At 61.8% G+C, this 25,049-nt stretch carries 27 protein-coding genes and 1 tRNA gene; 12 read left to right on the forward strand and 16 right to left on the reverse strand.

Going from position 1 to position 25,049, the window contains the following annotated elements:
• The first annotated feature begins 81 nt into the window (after positions 1 to 81).
• The gene (locus AC244Q_RS13345) at positions 82 to 1,188 is read left to right on the forward strand and encodes a hypothetical protein (RefSeq protein ID WP_442160430.1); all 1,107 of its coding nucleotides are present in this window, start codon (positions 82 to 84) and stop codon (positions 1,186 to 1,188) included.
• A 157-nt stretch (positions 1,189 to 1,345) separates the two neighbouring features.
• Here AC244Q_RS13345 and AC244Q_RS13350 read toward each other — a convergent pair whose 3' ends face one another.
• The 3 genes from AC244Q_RS13350 to znuC are packed head-to-tail and all read right to left on the reverse strand — an operon-like array spanning position 1,346 to position 3,463.
• Entirely contained in the window at positions 1,346 to 1,744 is a 399-nt protein-coding gene (locus AC244Q_RS13350) for a Fur family transcriptional regulator (RefSeq protein ID WP_011652680.1), read from the reverse strand.
• Positions 1,741 to 2,556: a zinc ABC transporter permease subunit ZnuB gene (znuB, locus tag AC244Q_RS13355; RefSeq protein WP_128407913.1), complete on the reverse strand. Its 816-nt coding sequence runs from the start codon at positions 2,554 to 2,556 to the stop codon at positions 1,741 to 1,743. Before znuB ends, AC244Q_RS13350 begins: the two co-directional genes overlap by 4 nt.
• Positions 2,549 to 3,463: a zinc ABC transporter ATP-binding protein ZnuC gene (gene znuC, locus AC244Q_RS13360; RefSeq protein ID WP_128407912.1), complete on the reverse strand. Its 915-nt coding sequence runs from the start codon at positions 3,461 to 3,463 to the stop codon at positions 2,549 to 2,551. Before znuC ends, znuB begins: the two co-directional genes overlap by 8 nt.
• Positions 3,464 to 3,565: 102 nt before the next feature.
• On the opposite strand from znuC, the gene AC244Q_RS13365 reads away from it, so the two are divergent.
• From AC244Q_RS13365 to AC244Q_RS13375, 3 genes are all read left to right on the forward strand, one after another.
• On the forward strand, positions 3,566 to 4,606 hold the full coding sequence (locus AC244Q_RS13365; RefSeq protein WP_128407911.1) for a zinc ABC transporter substrate-binding protein: 1,041 nt from the start codon (positions 3,566 to 3,568) through the stop codon (positions 4,604 to 4,606).
• A gap of 145 nt (positions 4,607 to 4,751) precedes the next feature.
• Complete coding sequence (gene zigA, locus AC244Q_RS13370) at positions 4,752 to 5,957, forward strand: zinc metallochaperone GTPase ZigA (protein ID WP_128407910.1); 1,206 nt, start codon at positions 4,752 to 4,754, stop codon at positions 5,955 to 5,957.
• On the forward strand, positions 5,954 to 6,130 hold the full coding sequence (locus tag AC244Q_RS13375; RefSeq protein ID WP_012758161.1) for a hypothetical protein: 177 nt from the start codon (positions 5,954 to 5,956) through the stop codon (positions 6,128 to 6,130). The genes zigA and AC244Q_RS13375 overlap by 4 nt, the downstream gene beginning before the upstream one ends.
• Positions 6,131 to 6,405: 275 nt before the next feature.
• Here the strand turns inward: AC244Q_RS13375 and AC244Q_RS13380 are convergent, their stop codons facing one another.
• Complete coding sequence (locus AC244Q_RS13380; RefSeq protein WP_012758162.1) at positions 6,406 to 6,714, reverse strand: RcnB family protein; 309 nt, start codon at positions 6,712 to 6,714, stop codon at positions 6,406 to 6,408.
• Between the two features lie 525 nt (positions 6,715 to 7,239).
• Here AC244Q_RS13380 and AC244Q_RS13385 point away from each other — a divergent pair.
• Both AC244Q_RS13385 and AC244Q_RS13390 read left to right on the forward strand, forming a co-directional pair.
• Positions 7,240 to 7,623: a VOC family protein gene (locus tag AC244Q_RS13385; RefSeq protein ID WP_012758163.1), complete on the forward strand. Its 384-nt coding sequence runs from the start codon at positions 7,240 to 7,242 to the stop codon at positions 7,621 to 7,623.
• 178 nt (positions 7,624 to 7,801) lie between these two features.
• On the forward strand, positions 7,802 to 9,133 hold the full coding sequence (locus AC244Q_RS13390; protein WP_012758164.1) for a hemolysin family protein: 1,332 nt from the start codon (positions 7,802 to 7,804) through the stop codon (positions 9,131 to 9,133).
• A gap of 15 nt (positions 9,134 to 9,148) precedes the next feature.
• On the opposite strand, the gene chrA is transcribed toward AC244Q_RS13390, so the two are convergent.
• The gene (gene chrA, locus AC244Q_RS13395; RefSeq protein ID WP_128407909.1) at positions 9,149 to 10,570 is read right to left on the reverse strand and encodes a chromate efflux transporter; all 1,422 of its coding nucleotides are present in this window, start codon (positions 10,568 to 10,570) and stop codon (positions 9,149 to 9,151) included.
• Between the two features lies 1 nt (position 10,571).
• Positions 10,572 to 11,387 carry a chromate resistance protein ChrB domain-containing protein gene (locus AC244Q_RS13400; protein WP_128407908.1) on the reverse strand — a complete coding sequence of 272 codons (816 nt, stop codon included), beginning with the start codon at positions 11,385 to 11,387 and terminating at the stop codon, positions 10,572 to 10,574.
• A 75-nt stretch (positions 11,388 to 11,462) separates the two neighbouring features.
• Between AC244Q_RS13400 and AC244Q_RS13405 the strand changes: the two genes are divergently transcribed.
• The gene (locus tag AC244Q_RS13405; RefSeq protein ID WP_017994637.1) at positions 11,463 to 11,657 is read left to right on the forward strand and encodes a hypothetical protein; all 195 of its coding nucleotides are present in this window, start codon (positions 11,463 to 11,465) and stop codon (positions 11,655 to 11,657) included.
• Positions 11,658 to 11,765: 108 nt separating this feature from the next.
• Positions 11,766 to 12,074: a hypothetical protein gene (locus AC244Q_RS13410; RefSeq protein WP_003541169.1), complete on the forward strand. Its 309-nt coding sequence runs from the start codon at positions 11,766 to 11,768 to the stop codon at positions 12,072 to 12,074.
• A gap of 210 nt (positions 12,075 to 12,284) precedes the next feature.
• Here the strand turns inward: AC244Q_RS13410 and AC244Q_RS13415 are convergent, their stop codons facing one another.
• Positions 12,285 to 12,587 carry a hypothetical protein gene (locus tag AC244Q_RS13415; RefSeq protein ID WP_017994638.1) on the reverse strand — a complete coding sequence of 101 codons (303 nt, stop codon included), beginning with the start codon at positions 12,585 to 12,587 and terminating at the stop codon, positions 12,285 to 12,287.
• A gap of 213 nt (positions 12,588 to 12,800) precedes the next feature.
• On the opposite strand from AC244Q_RS13415, the gene AC244Q_RS13420 reads away from it, so the two are divergent.
• Complete coding sequence (locus AC244Q_RS13420) at positions 12,801 to 13,115, forward strand: hypothetical protein (protein WP_012758169.1); 315 nt, start codon at positions 12,801 to 12,803, stop codon at positions 13,113 to 13,115.
• A gap of 76 nt (positions 13,116 to 13,191) precedes the next feature.
• On the opposite strand, the gene AC244Q_RS13425 is transcribed toward AC244Q_RS13420, so the two are convergent.
• The 5 genes from AC244Q_RS13425 to AC244Q_RS13445 form a co-directional block, all read right to left on the reverse strand.
• Positions 13,192 to 13,488 carry a hypothetical protein gene (locus AC244Q_RS13425; protein WP_017994640.1) on the reverse strand — a complete coding sequence of 99 codons (297 nt, stop codon included), beginning with the start codon at positions 13,486 to 13,488 and terminating at the stop codon, positions 13,192 to 13,194.
• Between the two features lie 155 nt (positions 13,489 to 13,643).
• Positions 13,644 to 13,719 (reverse strand) — tRNA-Lys (locus AC244Q_RS13430).
• A 204-nt stretch (positions 13,720 to 13,923) separates the two neighbouring features.
• Positions 13,924 to 14,835, reverse strand: a complete 912-nt coding sequence (locus tag AC244Q_RS13435; protein WP_012758171.1) for a PhzF family phenazine biosynthesis protein — start codon at positions 14,833 to 14,835, stop codon at positions 13,924 to 13,926.
• Between the two features lie 165 nt (positions 14,836 to 15,000).
• Positions 15,001 to 15,774, reverse strand: a complete 774-nt coding sequence (locus AC244Q_RS13440; protein ID WP_128407906.1) for an NUDIX hydrolase — start codon at positions 15,772 to 15,774, stop codon at positions 15,001 to 15,003.
• A complete protein-coding gene (locus AC244Q_RS13445; protein WP_128407905.1) occupies positions 15,771 to 16,880 on the reverse strand; it encodes an endonuclease/exonuclease/phosphatase family protein in 1,110 nt (369 codons plus the stop codon). Before AC244Q_RS13445 ends, AC244Q_RS13440 begins: the two co-directional genes overlap by 4 nt.
• Before the next feature lie 198 nt (positions 16,881 to 17,078).
• Between AC244Q_RS13445 and AC244Q_RS13450 the strand changes: the two genes are divergently transcribed.
• Positions 17,079 to 17,441 (forward strand): DUF4189 domain-containing protein, encoded by a 363-nt coding sequence (locus AC244Q_RS13450; RefSeq protein WP_012758174.1) that lies wholly within the window; start codon positions 17,079 to 17,081, stop codon positions 17,439 to 17,441.
• Between the two features lie 707 nt (positions 17,442 to 18,148).
• Here AC244Q_RS13450 and AC244Q_RS13455 read toward each other — a convergent pair.
• From AC244Q_RS13455 to AC244Q_RS13470, 4 genes are all read right to left on the reverse strand, one after another.
• Positions 18,149 to 19,168, reverse strand: a complete 1,020-nt coding sequence (locus AC244Q_RS13455) for an ABC transporter ATP-binding protein (protein ID WP_128407904.1) — start codon at positions 19,166 to 19,168, stop codon at positions 18,149 to 18,151.
• Positions 19,156 to 20,850: an ABC transporter permease gene (locus AC244Q_RS13460; RefSeq protein ID WP_442135669.1), complete on the reverse strand. Its 1,695-nt coding sequence runs from the start codon at positions 20,848 to 20,850 to the stop codon at positions 19,156 to 19,158. The genes AC244Q_RS13455 and AC244Q_RS13460 overlap by 13 nt, the downstream gene beginning before the upstream one ends.
• A 7-nt stretch (positions 20,851 to 20,857) precedes the next feature.
• The gene (locus tag AC244Q_RS13465) at positions 20,858 to 21,835 is read right to left on the reverse strand and encodes an ABC transporter substrate-binding protein (protein ID WP_128406276.1); all 978 of its coding nucleotides are present in this window, start codon (positions 21,833 to 21,835) and stop codon (positions 20,858 to 20,860) included.
• 289 nt (positions 21,836 to 22,124) lie between these two features.
• Entirely contained in the window at positions 22,125 to 22,892 is a 768-nt protein-coding gene (locus AC244Q_RS13470) for an alpha/beta fold hydrolase (protein WP_011652698.1), read from the reverse strand.
• Between the two features lie 228 nt (positions 22,893 to 23,120).
• Between AC244Q_RS13470 and AC244Q_RS13475 the strand changes: the two genes are divergently transcribed.
• Both AC244Q_RS13475 and AC244Q_RS13480 read left to right on the forward strand, forming a co-directional pair.
• Positions 23,121 to 23,591 (forward strand): MarR family winged helix-turn-helix transcriptional regulator, encoded by a 471-nt coding sequence (locus tag AC244Q_RS13475; RefSeq protein ID WP_012758178.1) that lies wholly within the window; start codon positions 23,121 to 23,123, stop codon positions 23,589 to 23,591.
• Positions 23,592 to 23,814: 223 nt separating this feature from the next.
• Complete coding sequence (locus AC244Q_RS13480) at positions 23,815 to 24,873, forward strand: aldo/keto reductase (protein WP_128406275.1); 1,059 nt, start codon at positions 23,815 to 23,817, stop codon at positions 24,871 to 24,873.
• The last annotated feature ends 176 nt before the right edge of the window (positions 24,874 to 25,049 follow it).

Below are 25,049 nucleotides of genomic sequence, written 5' to 3' on the forward strand. Positions count from 1 at the left end.
CATCTATTCTTCGTGTTAATTTATTGTTAGTGTAAGAGTTCTCCCCATTAACATTCGGTTAACCTTGGGAGATGGATTGAAATGATCAGCAGAGCAGCGAAATTCAGCATCGCCGTTGCTTCCCTTCTGGCAAGCAGCAGCTTGGCAACGGCAGCGCCGGCAGTCGTTAATTGCAAGGCCGCAGTTCGCGGAACACTCGAATACAGGCTGTGCATGCCGACCAGAGCAATTCAGTCCGATAGCAGGTTCAATCCGAACGATAACGATCGCGGCAACCAGAACATTGGCGGCGGCAAGAAGACATCCAGCACCGGCTCCGTCGCCAGCAATGGGAATAATGGCGATGATGGTAATGGCGACGGCGACGGCAGCGGCGACGGCAATGGCGACGGCAGCGGCAGCGGCGACAATGGCGGAAAGGACGATCACGGCGGCAAGGGCCATGGTCATCACGGCGGCAAGGGCGGGAAAGATCACGGGCACGGCAAGGACGGTCCGGGCCACGGTGGAAAAGACCATCACGGCGGCAAGGACCGCGATCATCACGACCACGACAAGGGCGGAGAAGATCACGATCACGGCAAAGGTGGCAAAGACGGCCCAGGCAAAGGTGGCAAAGACGGCCCAGGCAAGGGTGGCAAAGACGGCCCCGGCAAGGGCGGCAACGACGGCCCAGGCAAGGGCGGCAATGACGGTCCGGGCAAGGGCGGCAATGACGGTCCGGGCAAGGGCGGCAACGACGGTCCGGGCAAGGGCGGCAACGACGGTCCGGGCAAGGGCGGCAACGACGGTCCGGGCAAAGGCGGCAACGACGGTCCGGGCAAGGGCGGCAATGACGGCCCCGGCAAAGGCGGCAATGACGGTCCCGGCAAGGGCGGCAATGACGGCCCCGGCAAGGGCGGCAATGACGGTCCCGGCAAGGGCGGCAACGACGGTCCCGGCAAGGGCGGCAATGACGACCCCGGCAAGGGCGGCAACGACGGTCCCGGCAAGGGCGGCAACGACGGTCCCGGCAAGGGCGGCAACGACGGTCCCGGCAAGGGCGGCAACGACGGTCCCGGCAAGGGCGGCAATGACGGCCCCGGCAAGGGCGGCAACGACGGCCCCGGCAAGGGCGGCAACGACGGTCCCGGCAAGGGCGGCAATGACGGCCCCGGCAAGGGCGGCTCTGAATCTAAGCCGGACTAACCCGATCGGGGCAAAAGAAAGTGAGAGGCGAGGCCGGGTTACCGGCCTCGCCCTTTTTGATCGCCGCTTTGTGATCGGCGTCTAATAACGTCGGGATCTTACGGGTTCTGCCATCGCAATAGCCCGCGAGGCGATCGTCTAGCGAAGGCGAGGAAGCTTATGCCGCACAGGCCTCGCACAACCCACGGATCTCGATCGTCGTCTTTTCAGGCTTGAACTTCTGCCCGCGCACCCATTCCATAAGTCGGTGATCGACCTCGTGGTCGTGGAACTCCGTCACCTGGCCACAGCTTTCGCAAATGGCGAAGGCGACGATGCCGTGGCTGTGGCAATCGTCGCCCGGATGGGCGCAGGCGACGAACGAGTTGATGCTTTCGAGCCGGTGCACCACGCCATATTCGAGCAGCTTCTCCAGCGCCCGGTAGACCTGCAGCGGCGCGCGAAAACCGTGGTCGCGCAGCTTATCGAGGATGGTGTAGGCGCTGAGCGGCCCTTCGGCCTTTTCGAGCACGTCGAAGACCAGCGACTGGTTCTTGGTCAATTGCGGTGTCGTCATGAGCCTTGTCCTTGCATGACCGCGCGGTGGCGCCTGACCGGAAGCAGGCTGAGAATGAAGAGGATCAGCGCCGCGACCACGATCGAGGGGCCCGAGGGCGTGTCGTAGGTGAGCGAGCCGAACAGCCCGCCGACGACGGCCGCCGCTCCAATCAGCGAAGCGAGCACTGCCATGATTTCCGGTGTCGGCGAGAAGCGCCGCGCCGCAGCCGCCGGAATGATCAGCAGCGAGGTGATCAGCATGATGCCGACGATCTTCATGGCAATGGCAATGACGACGGCCATCAGCAGCATGAAGAACAGCCGCGCCCGCTCCGGCCTCAGCCCCTCGGCCTCGGCGAGCTCGGCATTGACGGTCGCAGCCAGGAGCGGCCGCCAGAGCCAGGCCATTGCCACGAGCACGAACAGCCCGCCACCCCAGATTAGCGCGATGTCGGTCGTGGAAACGGCAAGGATATCGCCGAACAGGAAGGCGATGAGATCGATCCTCACCCAGCTCATGAAGGCGACCATGACGAGGCCGATCGCCAGTGTGGCATGTGAGAGGATGCCAAGCAGCGCATCGGCTGACAGCGCTTGGCGCTTCTGCAGGAAGAGCAGCAGCACCGACACGAGCGCGGCAACGGCAAAGACGGCAAGCGTCAGGTTGAGTTCGAAGAGCAGCGACAGTGCGACGCCGAGCAGCGCCGAATGGGCGATCGTATCGCCAAAATAGGCCATGCGCCGCCAGATGATGAAGCAGCCGAGCGGCCCTGTCGTCAGCGCCAGACCAACGCCGGCAAGAATGGCGCGCACGAAGAAGTCGTCAAGCATGGCGGTCCTCCGTGGCATGGGTATGCGGATGGTCATGTTCGTGGTGGTGCCCATCATGACCATCGTCGTGCTCATGACTGTGGTCATGCGCGTGATGCCCGTCATCGGGATGGCAATGGTCGGTCACCGTGCCGTCGGCATGTTGCACGCGTCCATCAGGCAGATGCGTATGATCATGGTGATGGCTATAGACGGCAAGCGTCTGCGCCGCCCGGCTGCCGAACAACTGCACATATTCCGGGCTGCGGCTGACCGACTCGGGCGTACCGCGGCAGCAGACATGGCCGTTGAGGCAGATGACCGTGTCGGTCTCGGCCATGACGACGTGGAGATCGTGCGAAATCAGCAGGATGCCGCAGCCCGTCGCATTGCGGATCGATTTGATCAGATCGTAGAGGGCGATCTCACCGGAGAAATCGACCCCCTGTACCGGCTCGTCGAGCACCAGCAGATCGGGCTTGCGGGCAATCGCCCGGGCCATCAGCGCCCGCTGGAATTCGCCGCCGGAGAGGTGCTGGACCTCGGCATCGAGCATATGGGCGATGCCGGCGGATTCGAGCGCCGAGAGCATATCGCGCTCCGGCAGCGGTCCGGTCAGCGTCATCAGCCGGCGCACCGAAAGCGGCAGCGTCCAGTCGATCGCGAGCTTCTGCGGGACATAGCCGACCTTGAGGCCGGCTTTGCGCTCCACCCTGCCCTCGTCGGGCTTCAACACACCTATCGCCGCCTTGGCGCTGGTCGATTTGCCCGAGCCGTTCGGCCCGATCAGCGTAACGATCTCGCCGCGCGAGACGGAAAAATCGACACCGCGCACCAGCCAGCGACCGTTGCGCAGAATGCCGACATCTTCAAGCGAAACCAGCGGTTCGGCCCTGATACCAGCGGGGGTCTTTGCGGGAGAGAGCATCAAATTTTCCGAAAGTGCTGTTGCGTCCTGCTATTGCACACGTTATAGCATAACGCAATTGATGTAATAACATAACAATTGCAATTCAAGCGGAGCATATTGATGAAACGCGCCTTGGGGCCCGCCCTCAAAATCTTGGCCCTCAGAATGCCGGCCCTCGCAATCCCGGTCCTGGCGATCCCCACCCTGCTCTTTGCCGGCACCATGCGGGCAGCCGATGCGCCCGTCGTCGTCACCTCGATCAAGCCGATCCATTCGCTGGTTTCGGCGATCATGCAGGGTGTCGGCGAACCCGAATTGATCGTAGATGGCGCCGCCTCCCCGCATACCTACAATCTGAAGCCATCGAATGCCCGCGCCTTGCAGGACGCCAAGGTGATCTTCTGGGTCGGCCCCGGTCTCGAGGCCTTCCTCGAAAAGCCGTTGCAGGCGTTGGGCCGGGATGCCAGCATCGCGGCCCTCGACGATGCGCCCGGTATCGTCAAGCTGCCCTTCCGCGAAGGCGGCGCCTTCGAGCCGCATGATGACGCCCCAGAGCACGAAAGTGCTTCCGGTCAGCACGAGAGTGCTTCCGCCGCCCCGGAGCACGAACACGATCACGCCGAAGCTGACCACGACCACGGCGCCTTCGACACGCATCTCTGGCTCGACCCGATGAATGCCAAGGCCATGGCGGCAATGATCACCACGACGCTGGTTGCCGCCGACCCCGCCAATGCACTGACCTATCAGGGCAACGCCAAGGCGCTGGACGACAAGCTGGATGCGCTCGATACCGAGATCAAGGGCATGGTCGCTCCCGTCAAGGACAAGCCCTTCATCGTCTTCCACGACGCCTACCAATATTTCGAGCACCGCTACGGCATCCGCGTCGCCGGCTCGATCACCGTCAGCCCGGAAACTATTCCCGGCGCCGAGCGCGTTTCGGAAATCCACCGCAAGGTCGGCGAACTCGGCGCAACTTGCGTCTTTGCCGAACCGCAGTTCGAGCCGCGCCTCGTCAATGTGATCATCGAAGGCACGCGCGCCAAGTCAGGCGTGCTCGATCCAGAAGCGGCAACACTGAAGGCCGGTCCCGATCTCTACTTCAACCTCATGCGCGGCATCGCCAACAGCATGAAGGACTGCCTCTCCAGCGCATGACACTCATGCGCCGCTCCGCGCGTCCTACCGGACACGCGACGCTCCAGGAGAGCTGAGGCGGAAAAAGGCGGACAACCCCGTTCCGCCCTTTTTCGACACATCAAATGTAATGATATAACATTAATAAGACTCTGATGAGGTTCCCATGGACAACAGACTTCCCGTCACGGTGCTTTCAGGCTTCCTCGGCGCCGGCAAGACGACGCTGCTCAACCACGTGCTGACCAATCGCGAAGGTTTACGCGTCGCGGTTATCGTCAACGACATGAGCGAGGTGAATATCGATGCCGCCCTGGTGCGCGACGGCGGCGCCAATCTCTCCCGCACCGAGGAACAGCTCGTCGAGATGACCAATGGCTGCATCTGCTGCACGCTGCGCGACGACCTCTTGAAGGAAGTGCGCCAGCTCGCCGATCAGGGCCGCTTCGATTACCTCCTGATCGAATCGACCGGCATCGCCGAGCCCCTGCCCGTCGCCACCACCTTCGAATTCCGAGACGAGAACGGCCAAAGCCTCGCGGATGTGGCAAGGCTGGATACGATGGTGACCGTCGTCGACGCCGCCAATCTGCTTGCCGATTATGCCTCGGCCGATTTCCTCGCCGACCGCGGAGAAACGGCCGGCGACGGCGACAACAGAACCATCGTCGACCTGCTGGTCGAGCAGATCGAATTCGCCGACGTCGTGGTGCTGAACAAGATCGGCACGGCAACCAATGAAGAGCGCGACGCCGCGCGAAAGATCATCACCGGTCTCAACCCGGATGCGAAGCTGATCGAGGCGGATTTCGGCAAGGTCGCCCTGAAAGACGTGCTCGGCACCGGCCGCTTCGATATCGACAAGGCTGAGACCCATCCGCTCTGGTACAAGGAACTGCACGGTTTCCGCGATCACGTGCCGGAGACCGAGGAATATGGCATTCGCTCCTTCGTCTATCGCGAGAAGCGGCCCTTCCATCCGGCAAAGCTGCAGGCCTTCCTCGACGGCGTATGGCCGGGCGTCGTGCGCGCCAAGGGCTTCTTCTGGCTGGCGACGCGCCCGCACCATGTCGGCGAGATCAGCCAGGCGGGCGCGATCGTGCGCACCGGCAAGATGGGCCTCTGGTGGGCGGCAGTGCCGCGCGAACAATGGCCTGAGGAACCGGCCTTCATGCGCGCCATTAGCCCCTATCTCGACCCCGTCTGGGGCGACCGCCGCCAGGAAATCGTCTTCATCGGCACCGATCCGATGGACGAAGCCTGGATCAGGAAGGAACTCGACGCCTGTCTGGTCGACGCCACTGTGTTTACACCGGAACGCTGGCGCAACCTGCCCGACCCCTTCGCCAGCTGGAACAGGCAGGCGGCATGACAGCGAAGGCAATCAAACGCTATCTCTGCGTCTGCCAGGAATGCGATCCTTTGCCACCGATCGAAGGGCTGCATCCGCTGACGTATAAACCGGACACAGAGACTGAAGCCCGCAAACCGAAGGGACTTCTCGGCATCATCGCCGGCCGGGTAGCTTTGCGTCGGCAGGACTAAGCGATCACAACCGACGCAGCGAGTCTGGCGCGAACGCCGCCTCACCCTCCTTCATTCCTGTACTTGTCACAGGAATCTAGTGTGCCCAAGTCTTTGAGCACGCGAGACTTCCCTCCGAATGAGAGTCATTCACGGCGCAGACGCGCCGTGGCTGGATTCCTGTGACGAGCACAGGAATGAGGAAGGATAGAGAGAACGACGATCTTATCCGAGACGGAAGCGCTTGCCGCCGCAGAGTCAAAGCCGAAGCCGCCCTTTCCTGATCTATCGACCGATCAGCGACCGGCAATAATGCTGGAGATGATGCCGCTGGTGACGCCAATCAGCAGGTAGTCATTGTCGGCCCGCACCCAGCGATAACCGCGGGGCGGAGGCGCCAGCCGGTAGCGGCGGTAGTCGTTGACATCGGAGAACCGGCGACGTTCGCTGGCGTTGACGCGGTATCCCCTCTTCCAATGCGACCGGACGACCACCTTCTTCTGCTCGACGTGGGGACGGCGGTGATCGTCGGCGCTGGCTTGGGAAACAACCATCGGGGAAAGAAGGAAGGAGGCGGAAAGAAGAGCTGCAAAAATCTTTTTCATGTGGGGTTCCTCATGTTGGGCACGTGACCAAACTAGGGCCGAAAAGATGAACCGAAACTGAAATAAAAATTAAACTTTTGTAATCAAATCCAATAGCTACGGGTCGAAGTTTATATTTTAGATTAATCTTATACATGGTAACAAATATTCTATCGCCGCAGACGGGGCATCGGCGCGGCCGGCCAGTTCGTCCTTGGAAGCCCTTGGCAGCACATCGGGGCGGGATTGAAGAAAAGACAGTTGCGGGGCATCCGAGGATGAGCCTAGGGCGGCGCGCCCTTCCTGTGCCCATCGCCTGGAAGACGCCGCCGTGGAGGGTCGCTGCGGATGGCGGCCGACGGGCATGCCCTCGATTCGATATCTTGCCTATCGCCTAAAGGTGCTCGCGATTGGCATAGCGAGATGCATAAACTTGAAACGGGCGCATAATCGAGTTCGAAGCGACGCATTAGGAACAGGAGAATTCTGCATGTCCCGTGAGGGGACGATCAGATCAAGACAACGAAGACCACAATGGAGGAAAACATGCCCGGTATCAGCATGCGCTATATCGTCGACGACGTCGACGCCGCGGTGGAATTCTACACAAGACATCTCGGCTTCTCTGTCGCGCTTCGCCCCGCGCCGAGTTTCGCCATCCTGACCAGGGACGGTTTTCGTCTGTTCGTCAGCGGCATGACGGGACCGGGCGGAGCATCTCAAGCAATGCCCGACGGGCGAAAGCCGGAGCCTGGCGGATGGAATCGTATCCAGATCGAGGTCGGAGACCTGGAGGCGAAAGTCACCGCGCTGCGCCAAGCCGGTGCGCGCTTCCGCAACGAGATCGTGCAGGGCATCGGCGGCAAGCAGATCCTGCTCGATGATCCGGCCGGAAACCCGATCGAGCTCTTCGAAGCACCCAAGCGGTGAATGGCGCGACGCCGGTCATGCGGTTGCCACGCATTTGCAGTCATCAGCAAACCGACGCAGTATTTCGATCACGGCTGCCGGCGTTGGCATCTCTCGCCGCGAGGCTGGCCGGAACGCCTTGCCACCAGTGTGCGAGCGTGTAGTTTCGGATTCCTATCAATTCGAAGGCAGGGAAAACATGTCCGATTCCGCCGGCGGGCTCTCCGACTATATCGGGATACTAGCCGTGTTTCTTCTCGTCGCCGCCAATGGCTTCTTCGTTGCCGCCGAATTCGCCCTGGTGTCAGTCAGGCGTAGCCGCGTCGCCGAACTCGCTGCGGCAGGCCGCATGAACGCCTCGGCACTTCAGCGCGCCGTCGACAATCTCGACTCCAACCTTGCAGCCACCCAGCTTGGCATCACCATCTCGTCGCTCGCCCTCGGCTGGGTTGGCGAACCGGCGCTTGCCCACCTGATCGAGCCGCTGCTGTCCTGGCTGCCCGGGCAATGGGCGACGGCGGGCGCGCATACTGTTGCCGTCGTCATCGCCTTCGTCATCATCACGGCCCTGCATATCGTGCTCGGCGAGCTCGCGCCGAAGAGCCTGGCGCTTCAACGCAGCGAGGCCACTTCGCTTGCCGTGGTGCGCCCGCTCGGTCTGTTCCTGGTGCTGTTTAAGCCGGCGATCTTTGTCCTGAACGGCATGGGCAACATGGTGCTGCGGGGCGTCGGTCTTCGCGCCGGAACCGGGGAATCGTCGTTCCATTCGCCGCAGGAGCTCAAGCTGCTGGTCGCTGAGAGCCAGGAGGCCGGCCTTCTCAACCAGGTGCAGCAGCAGCTCGTCGAGCGGGTGTTCAACATCGGCGACAGACCGATCTCCGACATCATGACCCCGCGTCTCGACATCGAATGGTTCGACGCCGACGACAGCGAGGCCGAGATCCTGAAGACCATCCGCGAATGCAGCCACGAGCAATTACTGGTCGCCCGCGGCTCGATCGACGAGCCGATCGGCATGGTGTTGAAGAAGGACCTTCTCGATCAGGTTCTCGACGGCGGCAAGGTCCGGCCGATGGAGGTGATCAAGCAGCCGTTGGTGCTGCATGAGGGCACCTCGGTCGTCCGCGTGCTCGACAGTTTCAAGGCCTCACCCGTTCGCCTCGCCATCGTCATCGACGAATATGGCAGCCTCGAAGGCATCGTCACCCAGACCGACCTGCTCGAAGCCATCGCCGGCGACCTGCCGGGATCCAACGAAGAGCCCGACATCGTCGTCAGGGAAGACGGGTCGCTCTTGATCGATGCGATGATGCCGGCCTTCGACGCCTTCGAACGGCTGGGCCTGCGCGATCGTCCGGATGCCGATTTCCATACGCTGGCGGGCTTTGCGCTGCATCAGCTCCAGCACATCCCCGAAGCCGGCGAAACCTTCGTCTTCGACAACTGGCGCTTCGAAGTGCTCGACATGGACGGCATGCGTATCGACAAGATGCTCGCGACGCGCATTCCCGCGGATGGGGCGGAGGCCTAGGGCCAAAGAAAGGCTCTAGTTCACCGCCAGCGTCCAGAGCATTCCCGCGGCTGCGCAGGCTAGCAGCGTCGCGATGACGGAAGCCTTGAAGCGGAAGATCGCTATCGCCGCGGCGGCAGACAGCGCCATTGCCGCCGGCACGGCCGATTGCAGCACGGGAATATCGAGCCGCAAGCCGCCAAGCTGGACGGTCGCAACCTCTGCAAACAGCGTGTGCAGGGCAAACCAGATAGCGAGGTTGAGGATAACCCCGACCACCGCCGCTGTTATGGCCGACATCGCGCCGGCGAGCGCTATGTTGCCGCGCAGTTTTTCGATGAACGGCGCACCGAGGAAGATCCACAGGAAACAGGGCACGAAGGTGACCCAGCTCGTCAGTATCGCCGCAAGGGTCGCAGCAAGCATCGGGTTCAGCGCTCCCGAATCCCGGTAGGCGCCCATGAAGCCGACGAACTGGACGACCATGATCAGCGGCCCCGGCGTCGTCTCGGCCATGCCGAGACCATCCAACATCTCGCCGGGTTTCAGCCAGCCGAAATGCTGCACGGCCTCCTGTGCGACATAGGCAAGCACCGCATAGGCCCCGCCGAAGGTGACGACCGCCATTTTGCTGAAGAAAAGGCCGATTTCGGTAAAGACGTTGTCAGCACCGAAGGTTGCGTAGAGCGCCGCGAGCGGCGCGAGCCAGAGGGCAAGCAGCACGGCCGAGATGCGCAGCGACCAGGCGAGATTCGGGCGCGCATGCGCCGGTATGCCTTCGCCGAGCGCCGACTCCGCATCCGACAGCACCGGGCCGCTTCCGGCCTTATGGCCGCCGCCCGTCTGAAAGGCGGCAAGCCCGAACCTGCCGCCGAGGAAGCCGGCAATGCCGGCCGCGAGCACGATCAGCGGGAACGGCACATGGAGAAAGAAGATGGCGATGAAGGCCGCGGCCGCGATACCGACCATGACGCGATTCTTGAGCGCACGACCGCCGATGCGGATGACGGCCTGCACGACGACGGCAAGCACCGCCGCCTTCAGCCCGAAGAACAGGCCGGCGACGATGCCGACATTGCCGTAAGCCGCGTAGATATAGCTGAGACAGAGGATCGACAGGAACCCAGGCATTACGAACAGCAGGCCGGCGACGAGACCGCCTGCTGTCCGATGCATCAGCCAGCCGATATAGATGGCGAGCTGCTGCGCCTCGGGTCCGGGGAGCAGCATGCAATAGTTCAGCGCATGCAGAAAACGGTGCTCACCGATCCATCGCTTCTCGTCGACAATGATCCGGTGCATGACGGCGATCTGGCCGGCAGGGCCGCCGAAACTCAGGGCGGCGACGCGCAGCCACACCCTGAAGGCATCGCCAAACGAGACGCCGTGATGATGCCCCTCTCCGGTGTCTTCCTCCGCCATTTTGCCACTGGGCGCATCATCCGTCATCTCGACCATCTCATGCTCTCTTCTTCGGCGCCGGCCAGTTGTGGGTTTCCTCGGTCGCATCGCGGCACCAGCGGAAGAAGGCGTCGTAGAGAAGCATCCCGGCCTCGAGCTGTTCCAGATCGTCGGAATACATCCTGGAGAGGCCGAGCGAGGCGGCCAGCAGGCCCGCCGCCTCGGGCGCGAGATCGAGTCTTGCGGTATCCGCCGCCCTGACGATCCGCGCCAGGCGCAGGAGCGGCTCCGATGCCAGCCCGAACTCCTCGACCATGACATCAAAGGTGCAGAGTTCGCCGCGATGGCTCCAGAACACATCATCGATATCGAAGGGCACCGCCCCGAAGCGCTCGCTGACGGCTAAAACCTCAGGCGCCGGCACGAACAGGAATACGGCGCTCGGATCGACGAAGCGCCGGATCAGCCAGGGACAGGCAATGCGGTCGATCTTCGGCCGCGCCCGCGTCACCCAGACGGTACGTCCCTCAGCGTCGCGGCGCGGCAGCTTTTCCTCGGGCACCGCCAGTCCACCTGTGATCCAGGCTTCGAAGCCGCCTTCGAGGCTCTCGGCGTCGATCCCGGCATGGCGCAGGTAGGCGGCGACGCCATGGCTGAGCTTGCTGCCCTTCTGGCAGACCACGACGACGGAATCGGCATCGACGCTGCCCGCCCAGGACCCGACCTCGGCATGGCTTCGCCGGATCGAGCCCGGCACCAGGCGCGGATCGAGCGCGAAGTCCTCCTCGGTGCGAACGTCGATAATGCAAGGCGCACCGGGGGTTCCAATGAGGCGGTTGAGCTTGTCGGGAGAAATTTCGAGAAATGACGGCATGACGCGTCCCTCCGTTGATCGGTTTTACTGGACGCGATTCTTCAGCATGACGCCTCGTGGGGTGATCGCGACCCCATGCAGAAATCATTCGCAAACAGACTCCGTGGTGTCAAGCGCATTGCGCCCAGGCGGCTTGCCGTCCGCACCGGCGGGCCGCCATCCATCACCGCATCCGATCAGCCGGCAGCTCTACCACCGGGTCTTCTGCCGGTCGCCCGCAAGCATATGATGGGTGAGCGGCAAAGCCGCGAATGCGCGGAACGCCAGTAAAGCGCGAAAAGTGAGTACGAAAACCCAGTCAGCACAAGCGCTTCGGCCCAGAACGGAACAAAATGCCCACTTCTGCATTCTTCTGTCACCGAAAGAGGAGAAAGTACCATGACGTACGACCCCAATAATGCCAACGACCCGAACCGCCCGCTGAACCCAAATCTGGATCTGCGCACCACGCCGAGCGCGCGCAGCAGTAATACGTGGGTTGTCTGGGTCGCTGCATTGGCCGTGATCGCTGTCGCTGCATTCGCCTATTCGCAGTGGAGCACCCCCGGCACATCCCCGGACACGACAGCCTCCACGACCCAATCAGAGCCGGCGCCGGCCAAGCCGATCGCTCCGACCGACAACAGTGCAACGCCCGCACCGGCACCGGCACCGGCCACTCCGCCGGCTGCCCCTGCCCAACAGTAACCGCTGTTCGGCCGAAAGAAGCCGGCCCAGTGCCGGCTTCCTTTCTGCCGCGAGTTCTTGAAAACTATAAGCAAACCCTACTTAAGGGATATCATATCTGTCTCTGACGGCTGACCACGGAGGTACTGGCAGCCGTTATCGAGGAAGGTCGGCGCGAGTTTCGCCCGGCCTTTTTTCTTCACCGTATTTGGCAACGCCTGGATCGGGATATTATTTCGGGACCCTGTTATAAAAGGACTGCGGATCGTACACGCATTCGTAGTCGAGAAGGCAAAGTTTCCCGCTGGCGTCCCTTACCCTTGCGCTGTCGTATTTGTCGCCGAGATTGCACCTGGCCGGCGGATAACGGAAGCTGCGGCCGCCAAAACCCATACGCACAAAAACCGCCTTGTCCTTGCGAATGATCTGCGCAAGCTCCTCGCAACTGTGATCCCTTGCATTGACCTCCACCGCCTCGATGGCAAGAGCTGCGGACGGAAACAACAGTGCGACGGCCAGAACAACGCTTTTCATGGAAACTCCTGAATTTGAGAGAGCCAAGGTAGGGCATCCCACCGCGTGCCGCCAGTCCGGAAACCCTCCGAATTTTACGCTTGAGAAGTCAGCTAAGGCACGAGCTCTTTGAAGGCAGCAAGACCCAGGTAGACGGGCACTCCTTCGCTACTGCCCCGGCGAGGGCATCGCTACATCCCGATCCATTAAGATGTTTGGTCTACGCTGCCGGCCATGAAACCGACGTTTGGACGCAGACACCTTGCATTGGCAGAGCCGGAGCGGACCAGGGCCGTTCCAGCACGGAAGGTTGATGCGTCGCCCGCCGGAAGTTTCGATTGGCCGAAAATCAGGCGTTACACCAAAAACGCGACCTTGGTCCTGTTGATTGCTACCAAACTTTCGGTTGCGACTATTTACGTCCTTAGGCTAAACGCCTCGCATTCCTTCCAGGAATACGCAGCGCCGATCGCAGTGATGGCGGCACTGTCGTTTTTCATCGTAGCAGCTCTCTGGCTCGCAGGCATGAAACTGAGCGGCGGCGATTGAGGCAACCTCGGTTGGCGCCGTCTGAAGTTGACCGCCACCCGCACTTCCCGCTCCCTCCCTCTCTCACCGGAAGCGTCTAGGGAAAGTTATAGGGCGACGCGGGGTCGAAAACGCAGGCATAATCAAGGATGCACTGCTTTCCACCTGCATCGCGCAAACTGGTCGTAGTGCGCTTATCGCCCATGCTGCATTGGGCGGGCGGATAACGGAAACTGCGGCCGCCGAAACCGACGCGGACAAAGACCTTTTTGTTCTGGCGGATCATCTGCGTAAGCTCGCTACAGCTATGCTCGCTCGCTTTGACGTTCATGACGGCTGCGGCAAAGGCAGGCAACGGCAGAGACAATGCGACGACAAAAATAACGCTTCTCATAGACCCCTCCCGATACGCGAGAGGGAGATAGGGCGCAGGGATCGGCGCGGCCAGTCCTGCGGACAACGCGAACCGTGCCGCTCGCTTCGAGAACGGTTTCCGGCAGGCCGGAAAATCCGGCCTGAGTTCAAATACATCAATCTTTTCAAGAGATTTGGTGGGTGATGTAGGGCTCGAACCTACGACCCGCTGATTAAGAGTCAGCTGCTCTACCAACTGAGCTAATCACCCGTCCGCGCTTGGCTGCGCGGTGTGACGGGGCGTATAAACAGGATCGGCAGGCTTGTCCAGCACATAGGCAAAATTTCTTTGGTTAATCGCGAAGATTTTTCGGCATGGCTGAAATGCAGCGCACGATCCCGAAAGTCGGAATCGATTTTCGGAAAGGATTATGCGCGGATTCAAAGTGATAGATCGTTCTTAGCGCTGATCAAATCAAAGGTCGAGCGTGCCGCTGGCCAGCCGCACAGCCTGGCCGCCGATCCGCGCGTTGGAGATCGCCCCGCCGTCGACATCGATATGCAGGTGGATGAAGGACGGCCGGCCCATCTCGACGCCCTGCTCGATCATGATCGGGTGATGCCCGTCCGTCAGCCGGTCGAAATGGTGGATCGCGCCGGAGAGCGCGGCTGCCGCCGAGCCGGTGGCCGGATCTTCGACGATGCCCATGCCGCTTGCGAACATGCGTGCATGGAACTTTGCCACGTGGTTGATTCCACCGCGGCAATAGACATAGGCCGAGGCAAGCGCGCCATCGACGAAGGGCACGATCTTTTCCCAGAGCTGCGGATCGAATTCCACCCGCTGCGTGGCTCCGACATCGTGCACCGGAATGAGCAGGAAGGGAACGCCGGCGCTCCAGACCGACGGGACGTGATTTTCGAAGCCGATCTCGGTCACCTTCAGCGATAGCGCGTCGGCGATGCCGAGCTTGTCGAGCGGCATGATGGCCGGCTGCGATTTGCGCGGCAGGTCGAATTCGGCAAAGCTCGCCTCCCCCTCTCTCAGCCGCACGGCGCAGCGCACCGGCCCGACATTTTCCTCGAGCACCGAGACGAGATCGCGCGTCGCAGCACCATGCGCCCGTTCGGCCAGCGCCACCGCCGTGCCGACCGTCGGATGGCCGGCAAAGGGCAGTTCGCGCCCCGGCGTGAATATCCTCAGACGCGCCGCGTAGGCGGGATTGGTCGAAGGCTGCACGAAAACCGTCTCGGAGAGATTGATCTCCCGGGTGATCGCCTGCATCGCCTCGTCGCTGAGATCGTCTCCGTCGAAGATCACCGCCAGCGGATTGCCCGCAAGCTTTCGATCGGTGAACACGTCATAGACGCTGTAGCTTCGCGCCACATCGGCCTCCTTGAATCGTCATCGCGCCGCCAACCTGCCCGACCACGCGAGCGAGTGCAAGGCGCTAAAACGCGTCACGTCAACCGGATTCACACGACGCGCTTTCGATCGTTACGTGATGCGTGTCGTTATCCCGAAACGCTACATGGCTTTGGGCGGCATAGATCAACTCCGCTCGGCCTTACCGAAATACCACTCGATCACAGGCAACATGGCGATGTTATAGGCATGGGCGGAGGGATCAGCCGAGCGGATCGCCACCGCGCCCGCGATCTCCTGGTCCTCGGCGACGAGCATATGCCGCTCGATCCGCTCGATCATCTCGTCCGCCGTCATGTCGAAGCGGAATAGCCGCAGCAGCGTCACCGTGCGCTTGTTATGAGTGGCGAACAGCCCCTCGCCCGCGACGGATTCGGCAAGATCGAGCCCGGTCTCCTCATGGACTTCGCGGCGCATGTTCGCCTCGATGTCGCAACGCCCGTCGACGACATCCTCCGGCTCTAGCGAGCCGGCGGCGAAATAGACCTGGCCGGGATTGGCGGTATGGGCGCCCATGCGGATCGCCACCAGTGCGCCGTCGGAAGTTTCGAGCACCGGATAGGCAAAGATATGAATGCCGCCCTGACGCCGCGGCTGTCGGCGCCACCACATGAAGGCGGAAAAGGGAATGACGTGGCCCTCGCCGGCAATCCCGTCTTCACCGAGCGATACCAACCGCTGGAACACCATGCGCCCGTCGAACAGCGCCGGATTGGTAGCAGTCTCCCTGACCCAGTTCTCCCGGATCGCCGCTTCTTCGGCGGCGACGAAGGGATGGAGACCGGGCAGAATGCGCAGATCCACGCCGGCAATCGGGAAGACCGTGGCCTCCGGCGGCCAGCCGGCGAAATCATCGGAAAAATTGATGTTGGTGAAATTCGCGTTCAAATTTGCATTCATGGGAGATCCAGTGTCATGACGACGGGGCAGTGATCGGACGCCTTCGGCCTGTCCCAGCCGGTGCGCGGATAACGCTCCACCTCCTGCCCGGGCGGGAAGATGGTGCGGTAGGGCTGGCCGCTGCGGATGATTTCGGGCAGGCGGCCGGCATTATGGGCGGCAAGTGCTGGCGAAAGCCAGAGATAGTCGAGTTGGCACAGCCACTGCTCCTGTGGCCCGCGCGCGTGATAGAGCGTCCAGCGGTCGAGGAGTTCGCGGCGGCGCACGACATTTTCGGCAAAGCCGTCGCTGCTGAAAACGTCGAGCGCGCTTTCGGTCTCGTTCTGATGTTCGAAGCGATAGCCAGTACCCCGGCGGCCGATGACATCTACACGCTCCTGATAATCGTTCATGTCTCCGCAGATGGCGAAGCTCTTCGTGCCGGCTTGCTCCGCACCGAAGCGATCCTCGATGATGCGGCGTACGGCGCGCGCCTCGGCGCGGCGGATCGGCATGGTCGATTGCCGCCCGTCCAACCCGTCGCGCGGATTGCCCATCGACTTGAAATGCACGACGTAGAGCGAAAATGGCCGGCCGCCGATCAGAAGGTCGAGCTCCAGGCAGTCGCGCTTGAAGATCTTGTCGTCGATGCGGTTGGTGAGCGCCAGCTCCTCATTGAAGAGATCGAGATCGCGATAGGTCGTCATCGCATGGCTTCTGATATCCCTGAGCTCGATCTTCTGGCCATCGCGCGTTTCCTGGCGCATCAGGACGGCAACATCGATGCCGCGGCTGTCATTGCCCTCGACCAGGTATTTCTGCCGGTAGCCGTTACCGACCATGCGGAAGAGATAGCCGTATTCGAAGGCCTGAAGGGCAGCCATGTTGTCGATTTCCTGCAGGCAGAGGATATCGGCGTCAGCGTCGGCGATCGCAAGGGCCGACATCTGCCGCGTGTCGTCGGTCGCGGCAATCACCCGCGCCTGCTCGAGCTGCTGGTACACACCCTCGCTCGACACTTGGAAAAGCTTGATGACGCGGTCCTGGCGCAGCTGGTTTCGGAAGCCGGTGAAATCGAAACGGGTGAGAAGATTTTCGACATTGAAGGTGGCGAGACGAAGCGACATGGGAAGGATCCGGTTGCGGGCAGTACCTTATCCGGCAATAGCCGCGGGGAAAGATGGCAGGGTCAAGAAATGTGCGAATAATCACTCCTCTTGGAGCCCCAGAGGCGATTGCCTGTGACTTAGGCGGCAGACATTCCGCCGCAAGCCTCGGATAGTTCTACTCAGAGGATAATCGCCGTTCCGGCGTGGGGGCATTTCATGAAGCGGGTTCTTGCATCGTTTGCGGTTCTGACGTCCCTCGCCGGCGCGGCCCTTGCCGACACCTATGGCGCCATCGCCTACTCGCCGTCGACCAGCGCCATCGGCTGGTCCTATGCTCATGCCAACCGCGGCGACGCCGAAACCGTTGCCCGGCGCAACTGCGACAGCAGCGCCAACGATTGTCGCATCGCTATCTGGTTCCGAAACGGCTGTGGCGCGGTGGCCGTCGGCCATCGCAGCGGCTGGGGCTCCGGCTGGGGTTATGATGGCCGCGAGGCCCAGCGCCAGGCGATCCGCAGCTGCAGAAAGCAAACCGGCAGCTGCCACGTCATCCGCTGGCAATGTTCCGGCAGCGAATGATACGGCTAAACCACAAGGCGATGCATGCCGGCGAACTGGCAATCGAAATTCCAGTTTTAAGCGCTTTTTAAGCGGGCGGCTTCTTCATCTCGGACAAGGCTGTTTTCTCGACGCCGGAAAACCGGACCGACCGACCGACAGGCCGAATGAGGCAAAAGGCTTGACGAAGACCCGCCGTTTACCCGGGCAAGCCCGGAGGCGAGACGATCAAGCGAACCGACTGCCTAGACGCATTACTTAACGGCGTTGGCTTCAGATCCCGCCGGGCGGGCTTGAGGTGGCGCCATCGTGAGGTTGGCTATGCCCACCATCAGAACTGCTCGACGAACTCCCGTTGCTCGAACCGCCATGTAATTCACTTGGCCTAAATGTTCGGGTTTTCCATCCGTCGCCCCGTTTCTGCCGCTCTAAAGATGGGCATCCCTGAAGAACGCTCGCGGCACTTAAAAGAACAGCTGAAAGCACGAAAACGGATCGGATACGCCTTACTTGAATTGGCATGCGAGTATGGTCCCTCAATAAATGACTGTCGCGCGGGCTTTACTTGACCCATCGCGCGCGTAGTAATTTAGCCGTTTGCTTCCATCACGGATTACTAGACCGAAGCTATTCAACTTTTTGGCGATTCGAAAGAAGGCACCGGCGACTTCAACCTCATATCGTCGGGCTTCGATTGGTGTCACCGTAGAAGTCTAGCCCCGCCTTCATCAAAGCCGCCACCCGGCGCGGATGACGACGCAAACCACTTCACCTGGCACGACAGCCACGCGACTGAAGGCGCGCAGCGTCTGGCCGTTGCCGAGCGTGAGTTTCACAGCATAACGCTCGCCCTCGAAAAGCACGGATTCGACAGTTGCCGGAGCCCCCTCGCCGCCGATGACCACATCCTCCGGCCGCACAAGGATATCGGCGTCATCCGTATTGGCAGCATGAAGCGCATCCTGCAGCTCGTCCCATTCCAGATGGCGTTCACGGCCCATGAGCGGCAGCGTGAGAATGGCCCCTCGCCCGATGAGCCCGCCAACGATGCGTCCTTCCGGCCGTGCATAGATCTCGGCGGGAGCCGCCACCTGCAGCAGCCGGCCCTCCGACATGACCGCAACGTCGGTCGCGAGCGCCATCGCCTCGCTCTGGTCGTGAGTGACGTAGATCATCGTCGCGCCCGAGCGCTGGTGGAACTCGCGAAAAGTCTCCTCCATCTCCTGTTTCAGGTGCCGGTCGAGATTGGCAAGCGGCTCGTCGAGCAGCACGACGTCGGGCGATGTCACCAGGCAGCGGGCGAGCGCCACGCGCTGGCGCTGGCCGCCGGAAAGATCGGCCGGACGCCGTTCGGCGTAGTCGGCGAGCCGGACGGTGCCGAGCGCGTCGCGCACCTTCGCCCGGTAGGCCTCGCCCGAGATGCCACGCACTTTGAGAGGATAGCCGACATTGTCGGCAACACTCATATGTGGCCACAGCGCGTAGGACTGAAAGACCATCGCCATGTTGCGCTTTTCCGGCGGCAGCGACTGCGCCGCATCGGCAAGCAATCTCTCGCCGAGATGGATCGAGCCGTCGCTCGGCGTCTCGAAACCGGCGATCATCCGCAGCACTGTCGTCTTGCCGCAACCGGAAGGCCCGAGCAACGCCAGGAAGCCGCCCTCGCGCACATCGAGCGAAAAACCGCTGACTGCGGCGCGCCCGGTGCCGAAGTCCTTGCCGAGCTGGTTGAGGATCAGCCTCGCCATGGGATCACTCCTTTCGGCAGTCGTTTCGCCAGAAGTTCGAGCAGCAGCATCAGCACGACGACCATGAGCACGACGAGCACCGAGAGTGCCGAAGCAAGGTCCGAGCTGCCGCTATCATCGAGATTGTAGATGGCGACGCCGAGCGTCTGGGTGCCGGCCGACCAGAGCAGCGCCGAGATCGTCAGCTCGTTGCAGGCAATCAGAAAGACTAGAATAACGGAGGCGCCGGCGGCCGGCGCAATCAGCGGCACGATGATATCGGCAAGCCGGCGGAAAAAGCCGGCGCCGGAAAGCCGTGCGGCCTCCTCCAGCGCTGGATCGAGCTGGTGGAAGGCGCTGACCACAGGTTTCAGGCTGACGGCGAAGAACGAGGAGAAATAGGCGATCAGGATGATCCAGATCGTGCCATAGAGCGACACGTGGAAGATCGGGATCGGTGCTGCGAACACCAGGATGAAGCAGACTGCCATGACGATGCCGGGCAGCGAATAGGGTATCTCGATCAGGCTGGAGATGATGCGGGAAGCCGCATCCTTGCGCCGCGTCAGCGTGTAGGCTGCGAGCACCGTCACCACAAGGAGACAAAGCGCGGTCGCGCCGGCGAGCGACAGCGAGTTGATAAAGGCGGTGCGCGTCACCGCCTGCCGGAACAGGATCTCCTCAAAGGCATGCAGCGACATCGTCTTGAAAGTGAGCGGCACGCCATAGGCCGGCACCAGCGCGCCGGCGACAAGCGCGAAGAAGGGTGCTGCCAGCATGAAGAACAGGATCGCCCAGACGAGCGGTGTGAAAACAAGGCGCCAGGTGCTGAGCTCGAAGGCCGCGCTCGCCCCGGATAGCCCGATGACGCGGTAGTCGCGGCCGCGCAACGCCCGGTCCTGGATCATCAGCCCGACGACCGAGATGATGGCGATGATCGCCGAGAGCACGGCGACATCACCGAAGGTGCGGCTGGTGAAAGCGGAGAACTTGGTGAAGATCAACGTCGGCAGCGTGAAGATCGAGGCCGGAATGCCGAGAATGGCGGGAATACCGAAATTGCCTGTGCAGGAAACGAAGGAAATCGCCGCACCCGCAATGATACCGGGCAGCGACAGCGGCAGGATGATATCGCGGAACACCCGCAAGCTGGAGGCGCCGGAAAGCCGTGCGGCCTCGACGCCGTCGCGCGGCAGCGTCATCAGCCCGGCCCGAAGCGCCAGATAGACCAGCGGCGCATGCTGCACGCCATAGAGCAGCGCAATGCCGCCCACCGAATAGAGCGGCTGCGGCGAGCCGAGTGGCGGGGCGATATGCAGCGCCTTCAACAGCGGGCTGGAGGGGCCTGACATCTGCACCCAGGCAAGCGCCGTCACCTGCGGCGGGATCATCATCGGCAGCACAAAGAAGAAGCTGAGCGGCCCCTTGGCGCGGATATCGGTCAGCGTCAGCAGGAAGGCAAAGAGGCAGCCGATGACGAGCGAGATGATCGTGCCCAGAATGGCGGTGACGACGGTGTAATAGGTCGCCGACCAGAGCGAGGTTTCGCCGAGAACCGTCATCACGCCGCCATCAGCAAAGGCCGCTATTCCGACCATGGCAAGGCGGGCGAGCGGCAGCACGCTGAGGATCAGGACGATGATGACGACAAAAGGAAACAGCCAGGCGGGCTGGCTGTTTCCGGTTTTGATGTATCCGTGCATGAAAGGATCAGTTCGAGCCGTAGATGCCCGAGAAGGTCTTGAGATCCTGATCGGTATTATTCAATGCTTCGGCCGCCTTGATCGGCAGGACCTTGATGGTGTCGCGCGCCGGAAAGCCTTCCGGCAGCTTCATGCCGTTGCGGGCCGGGATGTAGCCGAGCTTCAGGAAGCCTTCCTGGCCCTTTTCGGAGAGCACGTAATCGACGAACTTCTTGGCGGCATCGGCATTTTTGCTGCTGGCGAGGATGCCGACCGGCTCGGTGACGGCCGAAACGCCTTCGCTCAGGAAGACGAATTCGACGGGAGCGCCCTTGGCCTTCTCGCGGATCGGCAGGTAATCGACAACCATGCCATAAGCCTTTTCGCCCGAGGCGACGGACTTCAGCACGGCGCCGTTGCCGCCGGCAGCAATCGCGCCGTTTTCCGCAAGCGACTTGTAGAAGTCCCAGCCGAGGCCGGGAACGGCGGCCAGCGTCTGGGCATGGATGAGGGCCGCACCCGAGGCAAGCGGGCTCGGCATGGTGACGAGGCCCTTGGCCTCCGGCTTCGTCAGGTCCTTCCAGCTCGTCGGCTTCATCGCAGCCGAGGTATTGTACATGATGCCGGTGGTGATCAGTTTGGTGGAATAGTAATAGCCTTCGGCGTCATAGAGGGCGGCGTCATACTGGGCGGCTTCCGGAGACTTGTAGGCCAGGAGCTTGCCGTCTTCCTTGAGGCGCTCCAGCGTCACCACGTCGGCAATCAGCAGAACGTCGGCAACCGGGTTGCCGGCCTGGATCTCGGCCTGGAGTTTCGCCATGATCTTCGGCGTGCCGTCGCGCACCCAGTCGACCTTGATATCGGGATTGGCGGCCATGAAGCCGTCGACCGTCGCCTGCGCATCCTCGTTCGGCTGGCTGGTGTAGAGAACGAGGTTTGCGGCCGAAGCCGGAATGGCAAAGAGGCTCGCTGCGACAAGTGCTGCGGCAGAAACGATCGTTTTCATGGGAGGATCCTCGATTTCGATACCCCTCCCTTATTAGGGGTCGTTGACAGAGATGTGACAGGGCACGGCGGTTGGTCCACGCCCTGCGCCACAGCTTTCCCATCGACCAGTCGTGACCTCGCCACGCTCGCCTCGATCAGTTCACTGAGGATCAACTGCAGCAGATGGTTGACCAGCGGGGCCTGCCCCGCCGATACGTCGCGCAGGCAGAGCCGGTCATGGCCCGCGGACAAAACCTCCGCGGCGGCCGGCCACGGCGCTCACGCGCCTGGGCCCCTCGGATCGAGTACTACTTTGCAGCTTCTTCGATCAGTTCAGCCACCTTCTCGGGATGCGACACCATCACGACGTGGGAGGCGCCATCGACCACCACGGTCCGCTTGGAGCCTGCCCGCTCGGCCATAAAGCCAAGGGCTGCGGCCGGGATGTTCTTGTCGCCGGTGCCGTAGACAAACCACGACGGCAGCTTCTTCCAGGCGGGCTCGCCGGATTTTTCGGTCAGGGCAGCCTCGGTGACCGGACGTTGGGCAGCCGCCATCAAGGCCGCCTGTTCGGCCGGCACGTCGCTGGCGAACTGATCATGGAACTTGGCCTGATCGATATAGAGATCGACACCGCCGGCGCTGAGCTTCACCGGGGCCGCAAGCGCTCCGCTCAGCGTACCGCCCGGAAACTTGCCGGCGAGATCTGCGACCGATTCTCCGGCATCCGGCGCGAAGGCCGCGACATAGACCAGCGACCTGACGTTGTCGTGGCCGTTGGCCGCGGTCGAAATGACCTGGCCGCCATAGGAGTGACCGACAAGGACCACAGGGCCGGCGATGCTGCCAACCACGTCGGAGACATAGGCAGCGTCGTTAGAAACGCTGCGCAGCGGATTGGCGGCTGCCACGACAGAAAAACCGTCCTTGCGCAGGATTTCGACGACGCCGTTCCAGCTGGATGAATCGGCAAAGGCGCCATGGACGAGGACAACGGTCGGCTTGGCCGGTTGGGCAACGGCAGCACCGGAAAGAAGAGCCCCCGCCAGGGCGACGGCAGCAGCAAACTTGAACATTGGTCATTTCCTTTCATCGGTTGAGTTTCAAAGGAGCAATTGGGAGCCACAAGGGAATTCCCCTGCTTGCGCATCTATTGACGCAGCAAGCCTCTGCAGCTTTCCGTGTTGGGTTTATATTTTGTCAGCGATTTCTTTGTGCGCGATCTAAATAGGTGGTCTCGTCTGCCGAGTCAATAGCTTGCAAACAGATCGCGCACAAATTATATTGAGATCAAGGAGAGCGTGATGAAAGACACCACATCAAATGATCTCATTGACGTGCCCAAGATCGATGAAATGCTTTGCTTTTCGATCTATTCGGCAAGCCACGCCTTTAACCAGCTTTACCGTCCCCTGCTCGACGAACTGGAACTTACCTATCCGCAATTCCTTGTCATGACCGCCTTGTGGGCGCGCGACGACCGCACGGTGAAGGATCTCGGCGAGACGCTTTTTCTCGACTCCAGCACCCTCACTCCGCTGCTAAAGCGGCTGGAAAATGTCGGTCTCGTCACCCGCAACCGAAATCCTGCCGATGAGCGCCAGGTGCTCTTGCGCCTGACGGAGAAGGGACTGGCCCTCAAGAGCCGTGCCTCCCATGTGTTCGACTGCATCGGCAAGGCTGTCGGTCTCGACGCCCAGGCTGTCAGCAAGATTCGGGACACAATCGCTTCGCTTCGCGACAATATTCACAAGAAGGACAAACACGAGAGCTGACGTGGCCTCCACCACGTCGACGCTGCGCCAAGACAATTTCCGTCGACAAGCCGATGACATATTGTACGATCTGCCGCTCGGCTCGGGTCGGCCATAGCCGCCGCATGGCCGGAAGATGCCGGCGCTCAGAATCTTGCCTAAGCCTCACGCAGCCGTGAACGCGCACCCATTGCCATCTCGGAGCGTTGAGGTACGTCAGTCTTGTTTAAAGGGAGGAGCTTCAATGGAATATCGTTTGCTCGGCCGTTCCGGCCTGAAGATTTCGACTTTGACCATGGGCACGATGACCTTCGGCGGCGTCGGTTGGGCGAAGATGGTCGGCGATCTCGGCGTCTCCGAGGCGAAAAAGATGATCGATATGTGCATCGATGCCGGCATCAACCTGATCGACACCGCCAACGCCTATTCATCAGGCGAATGCGAAAACATCATCGGTGACGTGCTCTCCGGCAAGCGGCCGCAGGGCGTGCTGCTCGCCACCAAGGCCCGCTTCAGCATGGGCGACGGCCCGAACGACCAGGGCCTGTCGCGCTACCACCTGATCCGCGAATGCGAGGCGAGCCTCAAGCGTCTGAAGACCGATGTCATCGACCTCTACCAGGTGCATGAATGGGACGGCCAGACGCCGCTGGAAGAGACGATGGAAGCCCTCGACACACTGATCAGGCAGGGCAAGGTGCGTTACGTCGGCTGCTCGAATTATTCCGGCTGGCACATCATGAAGGCGCTTGGGCTCGCCAACGAGCACAGGTACCAGCGCTTCGTCAGCCAGCAGATCCACTATACGCTGGAAGCCCGCGACGCCGAATACGAGTTGCTGCCGATCTCGATCGATCAGGGCCTCGGCGTGCTGGTCTGGAGCCCACTCGCCGGCGGCCTGCTCTCCGGCAAGCATCGCCGCAACCAGGCGGCCCCCGAAGGCACACGCCAGTTCGCCGGCTGGACCGAACCGCCGATCCGCGATGAGAACCGCCTTTGGAACATCGTCGAGACATTGGTCGCAATCGGCGACGAGCGCGGCGTTTCGGCGGCACAGGTGGCGCTCGCCTGGCTGATCGGCCGCAAGGCGGTGACCTCGGTCATCATCGGCGGCCGCACCGAAGCCCAGTTCCGCGACAACATCGCCGCCGCCGAGCTGAAACTCACGGACGCGGAACGCAAGCGCCTCGACGCGGTCAGCCTGCCGCCGGTGATCTATCCTTATTGGCACCAGCTGAACACGGTTAGCGACAGGCTTGGTGAAGCCGATCGCGAGCTTTTCGGTCCGCATCTCCAGCAATAGGCGATAGCGGATCAAGCATTGCACGGCGGAAGACAAAGCATGTCGCGCAAAAGTGTGCAGCGGTTTTGCGACCACGACATGCTCAAATCAAAGACCTAAAGTGTGGCAGGCGAATCTGAAGGATCGCGTCATACTTTAGCCGTCACAAAAGATGCACTTTCGCCGTGTTACCGTAA

Source organism: Rhizobium sp. CB2179 (assembly GCF_057653455.1).

Excerpts from the sequence above, each read along its gene's own strand:
- AC244Q_RS13345 (WP_442160430.1), top strand. The coding sequence starts at position 82 with ATGATCAGCAGAGCAGCGAAATTCAGCATCGCCGTTGCTTCCCTTCTG.
- AC244Q_RS13350 (WP_011652680.1), bottom strand. The coding sequence starts at position 1,744 with ATGACGACACCGCAATTGACCAAGAACCAGTCGCTGGTCTTCGACGTG.
- znuB (WP_128407913.1), bottom strand. The coding sequence starts at position 2,556 with ATGCTTGACGACTTCTTCGTGCGCGCCATTCTTGCCGGCGTTGGTCTG.
- znuC (WP_128407912.1), bottom strand. The coding sequence starts at position 3,463 with ATGCTCTCTCCCGCAAAGACCCCCGCTGGTATCAGGGCCGAACCGCTG.
- AC244Q_RS13365 (WP_128407911.1), top strand. The coding sequence starts at position 3,566 with ATGAAACGCGCCTTGGGGCCCGCCCTCAAAATCTTGGCCCTCAGAATG.
- zigA (WP_128407910.1), top strand. The coding sequence starts at position 4,752 with ATGGACAACAGACTTCCCGTCACGGTGCTTTCAGGCTTCCTCGGCGCC.
- AC244Q_RS13375 (WP_012758161.1), top strand. The coding sequence starts at position 5,954 with ATGACAGCGAAGGCAATCAAACGCTATCTCTGCGTCTGCCAGGAATGC.
- AC244Q_RS13380 (WP_012758162.1), bottom strand. The coding sequence starts at position 6,714 with ATGAAAAAGATTTTTGCAGCTCTTCTTTCCGCCTCCTTCCTTCTTTCC.
- AC244Q_RS13385 (WP_012758163.1), top strand. The coding sequence starts at position 7,240 with ATGCCCGGTATCAGCATGCGCTATATCGTCGACGACGTCGACGCCGCG.
- AC244Q_RS13390 (WP_012758164.1), top strand. The coding sequence starts at position 7,802 with ATGTCCGATTCCGCCGGCGGGCTCTCCGACTATATCGGGATACTAGCC.
- chrA (WP_128407909.1), bottom strand. The coding sequence starts at position 10,570 with ATGGTCGAGATGACGGATGATGCGCCCAGTGGCAAAATGGCGGAGGAA.
- AC244Q_RS13400 (WP_128407908.1), bottom strand. The coding sequence starts at position 11,387 with ATGCCGTCATTTCTCGAAATTTCTCCCGACAAGCTCAACCGCCTCATT.
- AC244Q_RS13405 (WP_017994637.1), top strand. The coding sequence starts at position 11,463 with ATGCAGAAATCATTCGCAAACAGACTCCGTGGTGTCAAGCGCATTGCG.
- AC244Q_RS13410 (WP_003541169.1), top strand. The coding sequence starts at position 11,766 with ATGACGTACGACCCCAATAATGCCAACGACCCGAACCGCCCGCTGAAC.
- AC244Q_RS13415 (WP_017994638.1), bottom strand. The coding sequence starts at position 12,587 with ATGAAAAGCGTTGTTCTGGCCGTCGCACTGTTGTTTCCGTCCGCAGCT.
- AC244Q_RS13420 (WP_012758169.1), top strand. The coding sequence starts at position 12,801 with ATGAAACCGACGTTTGGACGCAGACACCTTGCATTGGCAGAGCCGGAG.
- AC244Q_RS13425 (WP_017994640.1), bottom strand. The coding sequence starts at position 13,488 with ATGAGAAGCGTTATTTTTGTCGTCGCATTGTCTCTGCCGTTGCCTGCC.
- AC244Q_RS13440 (WP_128407906.1), bottom strand. The coding sequence starts at position 15,774 with ATGAATGCAAATTTGAACGCGAATTTCACCAACATCAATTTTTCCGAT.
- AC244Q_RS13445 (WP_128407905.1), bottom strand. The coding sequence starts at position 16,880 with ATGTCGCTTCGTCTCGCCACCTTCAATGTCGAAAATCTTCTCACCCGT.
- AC244Q_RS13450 (WP_012758174.1), top strand. The coding sequence starts at position 17,079 with ATGAAGCGGGTTCTTGCATCGTTTGCGGTTCTGACGTCCCTCGCCGGC.
- AC244Q_RS13455 (WP_128407904.1), bottom strand. The coding sequence starts at position 19,168 with ATGGCGAGGCTGATCCTCAACCAGCTCGGCAAGGACTTCGGCACCGGG.
- AC244Q_RS13460 (WP_442135669.1), bottom strand. The coding sequence starts at position 20,850 with ATGCACGGATACATCAAAACCGGAAACAGCCAGCCCGCCTGGCTGTTT.
- AC244Q_RS13465 (WP_128406276.1), bottom strand. The coding sequence starts at position 21,835 with ATGAAAACGATCGTTTCTGCCGCAGCACTTGTCGCAGCGAGCCTCTTT.
- AC244Q_RS13470 (WP_011652698.1), bottom strand. The coding sequence starts at position 22,892 with ATGTTCAAGTTTGCTGCTGCCGTCGCCCTGGCGGGGGCTCTTCTTTCC.
- AC244Q_RS13475 (WP_012758178.1), top strand. The coding sequence starts at position 23,121 with ATGAAAGACACCACATCAAATGATCTCATTGACGTGCCCAAGATCGAT.
- AC244Q_RS13480 (WP_128406275.1), top strand. The coding sequence starts at position 23,815 with ATGGAATATCGTTTGCTCGGCCGTTCCGGCCTGAAGATTTCGACTTTG.